The 15,037-nt window shown below is 36.8% G+C and carries 9 protein-coding genes; 2 read left to right on the top strand and 7 right to left on the bottom strand.

From position 1 onward, the window contains the following. Nucleotides 1-115 precede the first annotated feature (115 nt). On the bottom strand, nucleotides 116-472 hold the full coding sequence (locus ACLLO5_RS07255) for an NAD(P)H-quinone oxidoreductase subunit M (protein ID WP_413174805.1): 357 nt from the start codon (nucleotides 470-472) through the stop codon (nucleotides 116-118). A 1,015-nt stretch (nucleotides 473-1,487) separates the two neighbouring features. Here ACLLO5_RS07255 and ACLLO5_RS07250 point away from each other — a divergent pair. Further along, a complete protein-coding gene (locus ACLLO5_RS07250) occupies nucleotides 1,488-1,769 on the top strand; it encodes an Npun_R1517 family heterocyst differentiation transcriptional regulator (RefSeq protein ID WP_413174804.1) in 282 nt (93 codons plus the stop codon). Between the two features lie 814 nt (nucleotides 1,770-2,583). On the opposite strand, the gene ACLLO5_RS07245 is transcribed toward ACLLO5_RS07250, so the two are convergent. After that, on the bottom strand, nucleotides 2,584-4,218 hold the full coding sequence (locus tag ACLLO5_RS07245) for an alpha/beta hydrolase (protein ID WP_413174803.1): 1,635 nt from the start codon (nucleotides 4,216-4,218) through the stop codon (nucleotides 2,584-2,586). Nucleotides 4,219-4,487: 269 nt separating this feature from the next. Between ACLLO5_RS07245 and ACLLO5_RS07240 the strand changes: the two genes are divergently transcribed. Beyond that, entirely contained in the window at nucleotides 4,488-4,928 is a 441-nt protein-coding gene (locus tag ACLLO5_RS07240) for a hypothetical protein (RefSeq protein WP_413174802.1), read from the top strand. On the opposite strand, the gene ACLLO5_RS07235 is transcribed toward ACLLO5_RS07240, so the two are convergent. Genes ACLLO5_RS07235 through ACLLO5_RS07215 form a run of 5 tightly spaced genes read right to left on the bottom strand, consistent with a single transcriptional unit; the run spans nucleotide 4,925 to nucleotide 14,914 of the window. Next, nucleotides 4,925-5,947 carry a M20/M25/M40 family metallo-hydrolase gene (locus ACLLO5_RS07235; RefSeq protein WP_413174801.1) on the bottom strand — a complete coding sequence of 341 codons (1,023 nt, stop codon included), beginning with the start codon at nucleotides 5,945-5,947 and terminating at the stop codon, nucleotides 4,925-4,927. The two genes, ACLLO5_RS07240 and ACLLO5_RS07235, sit on opposite strands and share 4 nt — an antisense overlap. A 17-nt stretch (nucleotides 5,948-5,964) precedes the next feature. After that, nucleotides 5,965-8,274: a single-stranded-DNA-specific exonuclease RecJ gene (recJ, locus tag ACLLO5_RS07230; protein ID WP_413174800.1), complete on the bottom strand. Its 2,310-nt coding sequence runs from the start codon at nucleotides 8,272-8,274 to the stop codon at nucleotides 5,965-5,967. A 51-nt stretch (nucleotides 8,275-8,325) separates the two neighbouring features. Then, nucleotides 8,326-9,132 carry a PD-(D/E)XK nuclease family protein gene (locus tag ACLLO5_RS07225; protein ID WP_413174799.1) on the bottom strand — a complete coding sequence of 269 codons (807 nt, stop codon included), beginning with the start codon at nucleotides 9,130-9,132 and terminating at the stop codon, nucleotides 8,326-8,328. Nucleotides 9,133-9,164: 32 nt separating this feature from the next. Further along, nucleotides 9,165-13,493, bottom strand: a complete 4,329-nt coding sequence (locus tag ACLLO5_RS07220) for a CHASE2 domain-containing protein (RefSeq protein ID WP_413174798.1) — start codon at nucleotides 13,491-13,493, stop codon at nucleotides 9,165-9,167. Beyond that, nucleotides 13,490-14,914: a P-loop NTPase fold protein gene (locus tag ACLLO5_RS07215; protein ID WP_413174797.1), complete on the bottom strand. Its 1,425-nt coding sequence runs from the start codon at nucleotides 14,912-14,914 to the stop codon at nucleotides 13,490-13,492. Before ACLLO5_RS07215 ends, ACLLO5_RS07220 begins: the two co-directional genes overlap by 4 nt. Nucleotides 14,915-15,037: the final 123 nt, after the last annotated feature.

Below are 15,037 nucleotides of genomic sequence, written 5' to 3'. Positions count from 1 at the left end.
TCACCTGTCACCTGTCACCTGTCACCTGTTCCCTGTCACCTGTCACCTGTCACCTGTCACCTGTCACCTGTTCCCTATTCCCTGTTCCCTTACTCACCAACAATAGCTCTTAACCTTATGGATTTGCGTTAGCGGCTACTTGGGGTAATCCCATACTGTAGTTATTAACGCGGCTGGAGAGATTGTAGCTAATTTCACCTTTTTGCAGGAGCGATCGCAGATAATGTTCTAGATCTGACCCAATCCGGCGCAAGTTATAATCTGTTAGGTCTGCACCACTATAAGCTTCTACTAGTTCATCAAACTTGCGATAAACTTTCTGTAGCGTGTCTTCATTCCAATTAAATTCGTTGTCTGGGTCAATGTCTAAAGTTAAGACATGATTACTAGGAACTAAATCATCCTTGTCCATTTCCGCTGCAAAAATGCGAATATGACGGGTTGTGGACTTGAGCAGCATCGGGTTATCCATAAAAATGTGTAAGATTCTGGTTAATTACACTGCAATCATTTTAACTGCTATGCCTGAGCTTAATTCTCTCAACTTACAAGCTTTAAGCCTAGCTTTAACTTTATAACGAAAATACAGCAGGAATCAGGAGTCAGTAGTAAAACTCTATTGCTGTCTAGGTCTCAATTTAGATTTTGTACCTCATTGATCTGCAATCTGCTGTATTTTTTGAGATAAACCTTCAGCCGTTAGTTATCAGCAAGAGGTCTAATGGCAAGTTGCGCCAACAGCATTATTCTAAAATCCTGTGTTGACATCCTCTCCACCTTACTTCCTTGAAGGTGGAGATTCCAAAGATTCCTCTTTGGACTTCCTCTTTCCAATTTTGGACTCCGTCGTGAGCGATTCAGTCGAACGATTTTGGATTGATTCCACAGATAAATGCCAAAGCTTGTCCCATCAAGGAATTATTGATCAAATTCTGGGCTAAAATAGTCAGGTTCTGTCTGTATGTGATTCTCCAGAAGACTATTTTACAGTTCATCTGTTTCTGAATTCACTCCTCCTAAATCTACTGAAAAAAAAGCTCACATCTAGTAGTTTTACTGAATCTGTCAACATTCTTATTCAGCTTGAATTACAGCACAATTCATAGTATTTTTTCTTACGAAATATTACTGAGGGTTTTGTAAAATCTTGAACAGTTATTGACGTTTAGATAAAGTTGATGTAAAAACTTTTAAAAAGGTGTGGCAACTTCTTACAAAAACTTTATTGAATGGAATCTGAAAAACTGAATAATAGTTTAGGACTTAGATATGCCATAACTAGCACAGGCTCAGCAAAAACTCGACAGTAAAAATCCAGTTGAAACCAAAATAGGGGGGAGAAAGAAATGGAATGCAAATATGATGGATGAGGAAACTCTCTTACATTCAAAGACTTCTTTGTATTCATAAAGAGATATGAAGAATTTTTTTTCTGGATATCTGGCTTCTCATCGGCATGAACACCAAGTAAAGGAATCCTCAAGACTATGAACTCCAAAGCATTACCGCGCCAAATCAATAATCTCGAAGTGGGTGTTTATGAGTGCGAAATTCATCTTAAATTCCGTTTGATTGAGGAAAAGAGTCTATTGAGCGATCGCGAACAACTTTTACAGGTGCTACTAGATGCACTAACTGAAGGATCTGATGACTTTTTGGAAACATTGCAAGCATCTGTGAAAGCACAGGAGGTTTCTGAGTTCAAAGCCTCTCCGCAAATGAGACGACAGCTGATGCGCTTACGGAACTTTGCTGATAACAGCCAATAATTAAGGGAGTGGTTTTGAGTAGCAGCAAATTCTGTTTCGGGCATCAAATAACTAATTTATTTACATTTGCGCCTAACCGTTTGCTCTGATTATAACTTAACCTGTATAATCTGACTCTATAACTACAGGTGTAAATATCACCTCAATCGAAGTTCAAGTAAGCATCTACATTATTATCTACCTCTTGCACTACCAATTATCTAGAGTCTACTCAATCCATTCATCTCTTCCTATTAAATATGGGTTAGGGTTGTTTGAAACTTATACTCAGGGGAATTTAAAACTTTTAGGGTTTCGTTTCTATTACCAGAACCCACGTAGTTCGTTTTTGTAACAAACTAAACCAGGTGCATTTTACCAACTATTGTATTCAATATCTCAAAACATTAGACCTGACTTCTGACTCCTGAATTCTTACGCTTTCAGAAAGCAAAATTTCTTCGGCACTGTCAGGAAAGTTATCCTATGCAAACCAAGTTATAATCCACATTCATACTGGCTTGCTAGATTGTAGATTCATCCTTAAGGAGGATGTGAAAATTGCTGAAAATTTATAAACTATAGGTATATTTTACCCTGAGTGAAGTCTGGGCTTGGTTTCCCTTCCAAGCCTTTTTATTTTTTTAACCAATTTGTCATCAACCGTTTCAGAAAAATAGGACAAATTTACTATTATCAGTAAATTAGACTAAGTTCCGGGACTTTGATCAATAATTCCTCAATAGTTCAAGCCTCCAGCTTTATTTGTGGGGTGAATCCTTCTGTTAAGAGTTCCCTGCCCTCACGGACAAATTTTTCAGCAAACCCTAACTATTTATTTCAACCCTGGCATAAAACCCAATGCAGTCGGTGGTACTTCGGTAAGTAGACGAAATGGGAAAACAGAAGTTGAAGCTATTTGAGCATATTCAGGGGTCAGAAAAACAGCATATTTACTCGCTTCTGAAGTTGACTGTGCTGCCATTGCTAAAGTAACAGCTTTGACATATTTGCGAACATCAGCCGATTTTTCACCCACTACTTCCCGACTGGAAATGGATGGGTTTGTTTTTCCTTGTGAATCAGAAGTAACGCTAGGATCTACCACACTGAGATGAGTACCACCAACCGCAGCTACCAACCATTTAGGAGAGGGAATTTTTGCAAAACTGATAATTTGTTCACTGAAAGCTGGAGTGATGTCATCAGCTGAACCAGTCAAAACTAAAGTCGGTACTTTGACTTTTGTTAACCCGGTGTCGCCAAATAATAAAGAAGTTGCAGGATTTAAAGCTACTACTTGTTGTATTCTCTCATCTCGGAATTGGTAGCTATTCTCTGGTAATTTTTTAGCTACACATAAAAACCCCTCTACCAAAGTTAATTTAGCTGCTTTTTGGTCACAGCTTTGCTTAAGATTGGCAATTTGAAACTCACCACCGGCTAATGCTAAAGCTGTAGTCCCACCAAAAGAAAAACCTACAACCATGACCTTATTAGTGGCCAATTTTCCTTGTAATGGATTATCCGTGGTTTTGTTAAGTTTTTCTAATTCATCAATCACAAAACTAATATCTTGGGGACGGGCTAAAAATTCCTGGGGATTTAAAGAATTTATACCTTTGTTAGCTTGCAGATTACTACCAGGATGTTCTGGGGCTGCGACTACATAACCATAGGATGCGAGATGTTCTGCTAAATAGCGTAAATCTGTGCGAACTAGACCAAAACCATGAGAAAGGACAATTACTGGTTTTTCAGTATTGGCAGAATTTGACCAGTAAATGTCGAGGGGGATTTTACGTTGGCGCTTTTCATCATTTAAATTTACGTTTAATATTTGTACCTGGCTGCTTCCCGGTTGTGTAGGGTCTAGGGAATAAGCAAGTTTTAGTTTGCTAGGGTCTATTCGGGGAGTCATAGCCAGCATAAACTGCTGAGTCCGCCAAAAAGCCATATTTAAACTTCGCGCCACTGTTAAAGCTTGTGGTACGTTAATTTCTAGGTTTTGGCTGGGGTAAGCAGCAATAAAACTGAGTACGGATAGACCTTGGGGTGAGTTAGCACCTAAAATCAAACCTCCTCTGAGTGCTTGAACTCCGGCTTTATCTTCGCGGACTAAAGCCTTGGAGATGTCATTGAGAATGGTTTTACCAAGTTGAGTATTGAGTAAGCGATTGAGGGTGACAACATTCACTGGTACTCTGATTTTTAAACCGCGCACCAGGAAGTTGCGTTGTTGTTCAGTTAATCTTTTGGTGTAAGTTCCTAAACTAGCGGGTAATTCTCCAGTCTCCGCAGCTTTTTTTAAATCTACAAGGGAAGCCGATTCTTCTAATGCACCATAGCGCACAACCAGTTTCTCTGCCGCTTGTGCGGAAGTATTTGCTCCCAAAAAATTTGTAACTGCAATGGTACTCAGTACACCTGCAACTATCTTCAAATTCTTCCAGCTTTTTTCTGTGAACATCTTTAAACTGCACCTCAACTTAGGGGATTGTAGCTGGTTTTGGTGTCTTTGACTACTATAAGTAAATGAACATACAATAGCGAAGAGGTGTCAGGATTTAGGGAACAGGGTTGAAAGTCTCTTGGAATAAGACTTTGTTCTTAATTTTTGTACTGACTTTACTGAAAATCTGCTGTAATTAAACATCAAACACTCAGGAGATAGATCACCAAGTTGTTGAAGAATTTGGTGTTCTCAATCCATTTTCATAAATCAGATAGGATTTTGATATGCGCCGTACCATTATTTATGGTTTAATTTTTCTGTTTTCGTTACTGATTATTATTATTTGGTGGCCTGTGAATGATTCTAATTGTAGTCTTGTAAATTTACTAAGATTAAAAAAACAAAATTTCCAAATCCAAGCTACCCAAGTAGTTGTTAAGCCTTGGCTGGGTGAACATCATGTATATGGAATATTTAGAGTTCCTGATCAATATAAAGAAACTCAATTTATGATGTTAACAGTTCCAGATAATCGTAAATACTGTTCTCTTCCTTTTGGATACAGCCAAAATTATGATGATGTATTTGCTGAACCGGGAACGCATTTAATCAAGCATTATATCAGAAGTCGTATTGCTGTAAAAATGATTTTTCAAGGTTTTTATTTTCAGCTTAATAATCCCAAAAACTGGACTTTGATATTTCCTAAACAACCAAGTCGTTAGGTAGGTAATTTTGTTGTTAATACATTATTTTGTTCTAACAAATTAGTAGCAGCATTAACTATAATTTGTGCTGCACCTGTGAAAAAAGAAGGTTCAATATTTTTAGGCAAATCACTGGGTTGATGGTAATTAGGACTACGTAAGTTAGCGGTATCTGTCACCAAGACAGCACCTACTCCTTGATACCAAAAGGGAGCATGATCACTTCTTAAGGTGTCTGGTGTTAATAATCCTTTAAAGGGTATGGGTAACTTCAATACTGGGGGTAAATTTTGATGAATGTTGTTAAAAGTATTTAATAAAGGTAAATGTTCTGTATCACCTACTACTGCTAAAAAATCACCTTTATCGCTAGGTGGACTTACAGGCAGTCCAGCGGGATATTTTTGACACCCTATAGTGTAACAAGCATAACCGACCATATCCATAACAATCACACCCCGGATGTTTTGTAAACGTGCTGTTTGTTTGACGAAGGCTTGACTACCTAAAAGTCCTGCTTCTTCTTGGTCAAAAAAAGCTAATTGCAATGTTTTGGGTGTGGGATGGTCAGCGAAAAGCCTAGCCACTTCTAAGACTACAGCTACACCTGTGGCGTTGTCGTCTGCACCGGGAGATAAATCAACAGTATCATAATGGGCAGCAATGAGAATTGCACCAGCGTCTTTGTCTGTTCCCTGTTTTTGGGCAAAAATATTTACTCCTGTGGGAAATTTTTCGATTTGAGGTTTCCAGCCGAATTTTTGTAGTTCTTTTGTGATATACCTACGGCTATGCGATCGCTCTTTTGCTGTATATCGCTGAAAATTCAATTTTTGAATGTGTGCCAAAAGTCTATCAGTAGACACTAATAGGGTATAAGTATTTTTATTTTGAGGTTGTGGTTGAAGCTGTTGTGTAGGAGTAGTGGCTACGATAGGTAAAGTTTCTGGGTGTCGAAAAAAACCAGTAATCCCCATCAAGGCTATTGTTGTACCTAACATTAACAATATTAGCCAAAGCCATTTTTTGATGCTCATTCTCTGTCTCGTCTTCTTTATAGATTCTGGTGACAAGCGATCGCTTGAATAATAGATATGGGAACTGTGTTAAAATATTCTTGTTGAAATTGTTCTTCCTGTACTGCGGCTAAAAATTGATTAATTGCATTATCAGCACTATTTTCATTACTAATAACAGCATTCCAAGTCATTTGTAAATAACGATCTTGACTATGAATTGTAAAACCTAGATATTTTAAAGCCTTAAATCCTAAATATAAACTCAAGTCGCTGATACCCAATTTATGTAAAAGCTGCACGCGGGTAACTTGTTCATTTGTACGCTGCAAGTATTTAGCAATTCCTACTAACATCAACCAAATTTCTTTGGGCTTTGGTTGTTCGGTTTTTGACCAAGCTAAGGCTAGTTGTTGTTGATTATAAATCGACTTTCTTAACCATGCCCTTAAATCATTCCAACTCTTAGGACAAGATTCAATTAGCAATATTTCGTTTTTCTTATTTAGTTCTGAGGATTCCTGATTTCGCCAATCTAAAATCAATGCTGTATGCTGAGTTGTGAGTTCTGATTCTACACAGGAACGCACAGCAATTAATCTAATTTCATAGCGTTTTTTAAAGCTATTGTAGTCTATTTCTGCAATACAATCACATCTACCCATAGGCAATTCTTCTTTATAATGTCCCCACCAAATTCCAGGAAAAGAGTTTTTAGTTGAATCATCCCGAATATCAAACTCAGTTTTAATATACTGGATTTTTTTTCCTTGCAAGTCCTGTTGATTACGATGCCAAGAATTTTCAAACCAGCAGTTTTTAATTAATAGTTTAGGAATTGGGTTTCCCATTCCACAAGGTTCTAAAAGTTTGAGTTCTAAAAATAAGTCTTTCCCCAAATCTGCAACTGTCACCACCACATCTGCTTGTACTGTGGGTATCAGATCAATTCCTCCTAAAGATTGCCGTAATTTTTGATTAATTGCATCTGTAAATAAAGGAATATTTTCCACCAACAAACTTAAACCTGCTGCAAAAGGATGTCCACCAAAACGATGTAATAAATGTGCTTGTTCTTTAACTAGTTGATATAAATCAACAGAATTAATGGAACGTGCAGAACCTCTTGCAAAAATTGGTTCAGATTCTCCACTTTCTGTACTCAATAAAATCGCCGGACGACCTGTTTCTTGTGCTACCTGTCCAGCAACTAAACCCAACACACCTACAGCCCATTGTGGATCTTCTAAAACGATGACGCTGGTAGTTGATAAATCTAATTGAGAGAGTTTTTGTAATACTTGATTTTGGACATCTTTTTGTAATGACTTGCGACGAGTGTTAGCTAATTCTGTTTCTTCTGCGAGTTGATGACAACGTTTAATATCTCTACTTGTTAGTAATTCTACGCAAAATCTAGCGTCACCATGTATGCGACTAACGGCGTTAATACGTGGGCCTAAACCAAAGGAAATATCTGTGGGGCGATCGCCACTTTTTTGGCATAATTCTAATAATTTCCCTACTCCTGGTCGTCTGCGTTCTGCAACTGGTTTTTTATAATCTGCTTGGAGTTGTTGAATCCCCAACTGTGCTAAATAGCGACAATCACCACTCAATTGTACCAAATCGGCAATTAAACCCACCGCGACTAAATCTAATAAATCACTTAAGGGATTTTGCGGCACATCTGGCAAAGTTTGATATAGTGCTTCCACTAATTTATAAGCTACTGCTACTCCAGAAAGATTAAATAATGGATGTTCTTTTGCTAAATAACGAGGGTTGATAATTGCAACAACTGGTGGACGTTCGGAGGGTAAGGTATGATGATCTGTAACGATGACATCTATTCCTAATTGTTGTGCATAAATAATCTCATCTATATTTGTACTTCCTGTGTCACAAGTAACAATTAATGTACAACCTTGTTTAGCTAAGTTGTCAATTCCTGCTAAATTAAGTCCGTGAGATTCGGTTAAACGATTAGGTATGTAATAAATTAACTGCTGATGTTGAATAAAAAATTGTCCTAGACCATCCCATAAAACGGCAGTGGAGGTAATCCCATCAGCGTCAAAATCTCCCCAAATAGCAACTTTTTCTTGTTCTTCACCAGCCTTTTTTAACCGTTGCGTTGCTAAGTCCATTTCTGTCTCAAATTCAAATGGACTTGCTGGTTGATAAGCTTGAAAATCAACAAATGTTGTTAGTTTTTCTACATCTTTGATTCCCCGTTGCCAAAGTAATTGAGCCGCAAACATTCCACTTGATAGAGGTGTGTATTGTTTCACTGCTTCGATAAACGACTTAGGAGGTTGTTCTGTTTCTGCTAAAATCCACTGCATTGAATTATTTAAGAATTAAGAATAATAAAAAATAATAAATTTTCTGATGTTTTATGAAAATGAAATTTCTGGAATATTATCAAGATTGGGTAATAAATTTGAATTTATTTCCACTAAATTACTTGATTTAGGGTAACAACGAAAAGCATATTGACAAGATTCACAATATTTTTTAACTGCTGGTATTTGAGGGAAGGGTTGATTGTTTTGATATCCTTCTAACCATTTATTTAAGTTAACAAGTATGTTATTTAAGTCCTGTTCTGTTTGTTGATGTTGTTGAATAGTATAATTAAATGGAATACTTTTAGTTTTGCCCTTAGCTTGGACAAACCAGTAAGTCATAGATATGTTTTCCGGTAAATAGTTGCTAGTTTCTGCCAGAACATACATATAAAGCCGTGTTTGCCAATTTTTCGCTAAAATGCTTTTATTTGGCGGTTGGGGATAGGTTTTCCAATCCAGAATTTGTGCTTTTTGATCATCTGCAATTAATAAATCATAGATGACTGTGAGTAAGTAATCTTGAATTTGCAAAGTTCGATAGTGTTCGCTTTCACGGAAAGTTTCTTCATCAGTGTTAGGTGCTAATATTTCCGGTGCAACTTTAGCAAAGGATGTCATCCATTTTTGCAGTTGAGCATCTGTTTGCAGAAAACTATTAATTGGTAAACCCATTTCTTGCTGTTGCATGAGCAAATGAAAGCGACTACCTAACGTCTGATATTCTTCCTGTTGGGGATCTGTGGGTGCGGTGAGTTGTTCTAGATAGGTGTGCTGGAATTTACGGGGACAAGCTGTAAGTAAGTTGAGATGTCCTTGAGAAAGTCTAAATAGTTGAGTAGATGTTAATAGCATAATTCTATTGTAGAAGCTATGGCCATCCTAAATTATTTGTCCTCAATCTGGGGTAAAGAGTTGCTAAAAGCAATTAAAATCACTAGCCATTGATCAATGATAGCTCTGAATGTTGCCACTTGGCGACTTTTAGGATCATTATCTATGCTTATAAGCATATCTTTTAAAATAGCTATTGAACTTTCTATTAATTCATAGTGAGAACTGTTTGAGTTGGTCTTGAGAATTGTATGTAAATTACCACTAATATCTATAAATTTAGCAATGAATGTTAAATCACTCGCTTTAATTTCAGATAAAGGAATCCATACCCTCGTTAAATGCTCAAATAAATCAGCAATATCATTAACATTTTGGCAAGATTTTAAGGTATATATAACGATATTAATAATATTTTTTTGGGCGACTTTAGTGCCTTGATTAGAAATAATAAAATATTCAAGGGCGCGGTGACTAGCTTCTGGATTCTGATTGTAAGGTTCTAAAATTAACTCTATTGTACGACTAAGCTGTTTTTTGTCTAACTGCTTTTCATTGAATGAAATCATACTTATTATTGAACTCATTAAAGCTAATAAAACAGGAATAACTGGCAACCACCAAGCAAATATAAAAGCTATATAAAAAGTACCAATAATAATAGAACTCATGACAAAAGAACCAGTTATAGATGTTTGCCAAGAAGGAAATTTCCAGGCTAACAAAACCCCAATTCCAGCCCCAAACAAAATCAACATAATCTCCATCTGTTCAGATAAATATTGAATTAAGGGGCGACCTTCTAAAGCAGAACTAATAATTTGGCTGGTGATATGACCATGAATCTCTACCCCACTCATTGTTTCTGGGGTGTTGATCAGATCGATGCTATAGGGTGTAAAAAATGAGTCTTTAAAGCTTTCTCCTATATACCCGATCAAAATAATGCGATCGCGTCCCCAATCTGCTGGTACTTTGTCTTCCAAAATATCCGTCATGGAAACGGTATCAAAGGAACCTGCTTTTCTTCGGTAGTTAATTAATATCTGGTAGCCTCCAGCATCTGCTCGGACATAACCGCCATCATTACTTTCAAAGGGTGTAAATTTTGTTTTTCCTATCTGCCAATCTTTGCTGGCAATGATTCCTTCTTTTTCCAGATAATGCAAAGCCAAATGTAAGTTGAAACTGTAGACTGTTTCTTCTGGTGTGGGGTTTACGGACATTATGCCTCGTCGCACTTTGTTGTCTGCATCAATTATGAGGTCATTTGCACCGACTTGACCTAGCTTTTTCAGTACAGGGTGGGGATCTACTCGTTCATATTTGTTTTCTCCCACTACTTTCTGGATGCCGACTAGATTAGGGGTAGATTTAAATACCTGGTCTAATTCTGAAGTACCCGGTGGTAGGGGCAAGTTTCGATATACATCGAGTCCTATGGCTCTTGGTTGTTTGGCTTTGAGTTTGTTGAGTAATTTGGCTAAGACTTGATCTGTGATGGTTGCCTGTTTAAGATTATCAAAATCTTTTTCATTAATCCCAACAATGACAACTCTATGATCACGAGGTTCAGAGGGTCGCCAGCGCATATATTGATCAAAAGCTCCCCATTCCCAAGGTTGTAATAATCCAAGAAAACGTAATAAAGTTACAAAACCTGCAATGCCCACAGATACTAACAACATTTGTAATTTGAGCCAATTATTGAGTTTTAGTCTTTCTCTTTTCGCTTTTTGTTGAGCATCAACGAAAAGTTTATTTGCCTTTTCTAAAATTCTCAGTTGTTCTTCACTTTGTTGACGTTGCTGTTTCTCTGTTTCTATTTTTAGAAGTAACTTACTTAATTGTGATTGTTGTTGACGACGAATAAAAGTAACTAAATAATCATGTACTAGTTGATAACGATTAGAAGGATGTTCAGGCAGTAAAAATACAAAACCTGACTTCACAAAAATTTCTAAAACTAAACCTATTTTTTGTGATTGTGTGTCTAAATCGGCAGCTAATGATTTTAAATCTTTTTCTAATTCTGCTAGAGTTTTCAGAGGACGAGTATTATTTTCATCAGTTAGTAAATATAAAAGAATTTGCGCTACTTGTTCATTTTCAGCACCGCAATCTTGAATAATTTCTTCTAGATATCTTTGCACTAATTTTTCTTTTGGCCCTAGTTGCTGATATTGAGCTAGGGTACTAATGCCTTCAGTTTGCATTTGTGCGCCCACAATTTGTAATTCCACAGGGCGTACTTCTCCCAATTTGCTGGCTAAATCTTTCACTACTTCATCAATTAAGGCAGGTTCTAAGTGTAATTGATAAAGCCCAGTGATAAATTCTTTAGCATCTGCTGGTAAAAAATTTCCTAAAGGATAAAGAACATTTTTACTAAGAATATCGTTATTAATTGCTGCCATTTGCGGCATTTTATTAGCAATTAACAAATAATGTAGATAATCTTCCCGCATGGAAATAACTATCTTCACATCTGGAATGTTTAAACAATCACCTAAAAATTCAAAAAACTCTATTCGTTGATACAGTTCTTTGCACACAAAGAAAAATTCTTCAAATTGGTCAAAGATTAAAACTGTTAAGAGATTTGATTCTGAATTTTGATTTAACTGCTCGATAATATTAGCTGTTGATTCTAAAGGTAAACTAGAGTTATTGGTATTTGTTTCTGCTAATAATTGACCTAACTCCCTAATCCAATCAGTATAGACTCGCAATGCTAAAGGTACAAGATCACGAGTACCTATAGTTTGTAGTTTTAATGCGGGAAATAAACCTGCATTCACTAAAGAACTTTTGCCTACTCCTGATTGGCCATGAATCACAGTTAGCTTATGTTGTGTACTACCAATTCTTTCAATTAAACGAGTAATGTCTCTTTGTCTTCCTGATGCAATAATTTCTTCAGCAATACTTTCCTGATGATCAGCATGAGTCAGGGTCTTGCTAAATTTTCTTTGTGCTTGTAACCTTCCTGCACCGATAAAAGCCCGAAAACCAAATTGTTGTTCTAGAGAACGTTGAGTTTGTTTAATTTCAAAAGCTTTTAAATATTGACGTTTTTCAAAGTAAAGTGATCTTAGTTCTTCTAATATTTTAATATAAAGCCGAGGGTTATAGTTGAGGTCTTCCTGTTTGGCTATTTCTAGATTTTTAACAGCTTCCTCAAGTTTTTCTAACTGGCGTAAACTACGAGCTAAAATAAATAGATATAATCCCTTTTGTCTGGATTGTGCAGGATTTTTTGCTAAAATTTCTAAAGCTGCTTCAGACATTTCTTTAGCCGATGCTGGTTGTTCTTGAGACAGATAAACTTCAGCTAAGAACCCATAATCCTGAGCTAGTTGGGTTTCTGTTCCATAACTTTTATGCAGTTCTAAGGATTGTCTTGCTAACTCATCTAATGCTTGCCAATCCTGAATTTGTCTTAGCACTTCACACCAGGGACTAATAAATTTAGATACTAAATCTGGTCTTTGTTCCAATTTTAAGATTTGAATACATTGCTGAAAATAAGACCTAGCTAAATGCCAATAGTTGTGGTTATCTGTACGATCTAAATAGGCTTTGCGAAAATAACACCAACCAAAGTTAAACAATAACACTGCTTGATGTAAAGTTTGATGACTTTCTTGCCAGAAATTGAGACTTTGCTGATAATGAATTAAGGCATTATCTATCTTGTCTCTAACATAATCTTCTCGACCTAAAGCAAATTCTAAACTGGCTCGTAAAGCAGGACTTAATTTTTGTTCCTGTTTTTGTAATTCTCGCCAAGCTGCTTGTAACTCCAAATTTTCTTCAAAGTCTAAAATATTACCATTTTGTAAAAATTGACTAGTTCCTAATTCTAAACTGTTAGTGAATAAAATATCTGTTTGTTGTTGTAAGCGATCGCTTAAAATTTCCGCAGAAATTTCAAATACATTCAATGTTGCCCAACTGTAAATATCTGGGGCTAATCTAATCAATTTTTGTGATATCTCATCATTAATCCACAACACTAAGGGAAAAAGACAATTTTTTCGGAATTCTTCCCTAGCTACGTTCATAGAAGTTAGCAATTGGTTTATGTCATGAACTGACTCTAAACCTAAAACCATCACTGCTGCTGGTTGTCTACCTGCCAAGTTATTGCGAATAGTCGTGTAAATTCTTTTTGCCGAAGCTTCTAAAACAATCTCATGAATTTCTACAGGGCAGATTTCTTTTAGTCTTGTTGTTAGCTCTTGCCGCAGGTAAATATAATTACAACGAGCCAAAATTAGGGAAAATTGCCCTTGGCTCATATCAATTGCCCATGCTAAATCCTGCAAAGACTCTTCATTATGAGCTATACTTTCTGCACCTGAATTTTCTTGATTCATGACTGTAATTCCTGGGCATCTGCTAATAGTGGATTAATATCAAACCAAGTCTCTTGGGAGTCCCGATATTCATAAACAAACATACTCCGAATTAGTGTTTGATATCCTTCATTTCCCACAACTTTTTTTTGTTGTACTACTTGACGGAGTAAATTCCATTCATCATCTGTAATTGCTAGGCGTTGTTCGTTCCGATAACCTTGAATAACAGTATCTAAAACTGTGCGGGTAATGGGTAAACCCCGTTGTTTTTTTACTGAGTCGTTGAGAAGTCGGAGTAAATTCCTGACGTGACCACCACTAATACGACATAAATGATCTAAGGTTTCTGGTTGATCAAAAATGTCTGTAATCTTTTCTAGCCGCTGCTGGGTATTCAAATCAGGAAATGCCCTTGCTAGTACCATTTGTCTTAATAATGCCATCCCTTCCGTAGCTGGACTACCATCCCGTGACATAATTGGTACCATTGGCAGCACTTCTGGGTTAACTAAAAATCTCTGAGTCAGGGTGCTAAAGTCATTGGAAAATCTCAAGGCTATGGGCATGGTATAAACTAAATGACAGTTTAGCCCTCGTAACTGTTCACCCCGGTCGATAAATAAATATTCTTGTTGCGGTCTTCCCCAAGGTTTGGGTGAACTATCTACTTTATCTAAGTTATCAACAATTACTACTAATCCTTGTTTTCCGTGATTTTTTAATTTCTCTTTGGCAGGGTTGAGTAATTCCTGATTCATGGCTTCTAAAATGCCATTGGTTCGAGGTTCTAAATAGCCTCTTAATTTACTCCGTAGTTCTGGACTAGCTTTAGTTTTAGCGGTAATTCTCCCTATTCCTGCTGCTACTAAAGAAAAGCCTTCTTGATCACTGGCTTTCACTTGACCAATACCAGGAATACCAACTTCCGCAGAAAATTTACCTCCAGTGCTGGCATTCACTTTACCAAGACCCAGGACATTAGCTTCAGCAGAAATTTCCATTTCTCCTAATAGCTTGGCTGTTCCTTGGAGTAGGTTCATCAGTCCTTTGGGTTCTTCGATCTGAACTTCTTTGAGTTGTTCTAGACTTTCACTCACTCGTCGAGCGATCGCCAGTAAAATATCACCAACATCTACATCTCCCATTTCTAGGTCTTGGGAAGATTCAAAGTAAATTACATGAAATCCTTCTTTTTCTAACTCTGCTTTCAAACGCAGTAATTCTGTAGATTTTCCGCAACCAATATGTCCTGTAAATAACTGACAGGTTGGTTCATCAGGAGACCATAGGCTAATGTTGTCTCTGAGGTTCTCAATTATCTGACCACCCCGCACAGAGGAAAAGTCAATATAATACTTTTGATCTTCTTCAGCGTTTTCTGCAAATAAGGTTTTACCTGGGTTAGTAGCCTGAAAAAATTTGCGTAAATCTATAGCCATAAAAACTGCACCCTGAATCAAATTCTTGAATTTTCTCAGGTATTTAGTTTACAGCACAAGCTTGCTTAATTTTTCTTACTAAGTAAGTTGGCTCAAAAAAACCAAGGTATGTTGCAGAATATA

It is taken from the genome of Anabaena azotica SJ-1, from assembly GCF_047275885.1.
Lineage (GTDB): Bacteria > Cyanobacteriota > Cyanobacteriia > Cyanobacteriales > Nostocaceae > Trichormus_B > Trichormus_B azotica_A.
This window is presented reverse-complemented; position numbering and strand designations above follow the sequence as displayed.

What these genes read in the sequence shown, in the direction of transcription:
- ACLLO5_RS07255 (WP_413174805.1), bottom strand. Translation starts at nt 472, where the DNA reads ATGGATAACCCGATGCTGCTCAAGTCCACAACCCGTCATATTCGCATT.
- ACLLO5_RS07250 (WP_413174804.1), top strand. Translation starts at nt 1,488, where the DNA reads ATGAACTCCAAAGCATTACCGCGCCAAATCAATAATCTCGAAGTGGGT.
- ACLLO5_RS07245 (WP_413174803.1), bottom strand. Translation starts at nt 4,218, where the DNA reads ATGTTCACAGAAAAAAGCTGGAAGAATTTGAAGATAGTTGCAGGTGTA.
- ACLLO5_RS07240 (WP_413174802.1), top strand. Translation starts at nt 4,488, where the DNA reads ATGCGCCGTACCATTATTTATGGTTTAATTTTTCTGTTTTCGTTACTG.
- ACLLO5_RS07235 (WP_413174801.1), bottom strand. Translation starts at nt 5,947, where the DNA reads ATGAGCATCAAAAAATGGCTTTGGCTAATATTGTTAATGTTAGGTACA.
- recJ (WP_413174800.1), bottom strand. Translation starts at nt 8,274, where the DNA reads ATGCAGTGGATTTTAGCAGAAACAGAACAACCTCCTAAGTCGTTTATC.
- ACLLO5_RS07225 (WP_413174799.1), bottom strand. Translation starts at nt 9,132, where the DNA reads ATGCTATTAACATCTACTCAACTATTTAGACTTTCTCAAGGACATCTC.
- ACLLO5_RS07220 (WP_413174798.1), bottom strand. Translation starts at nt 13,493, where the DNA reads ATGAATCAAGAAAATTCAGGTGCAGAAAGTATAGCTCATAATGAAGAG.
- ACLLO5_RS07215 (WP_413174797.1), bottom strand. Translation starts at nt 14,914, where the DNA reads ATGGCTATAGATTTACGCAAATTTTTTCAGGCTACTAACCCAGGTAAA.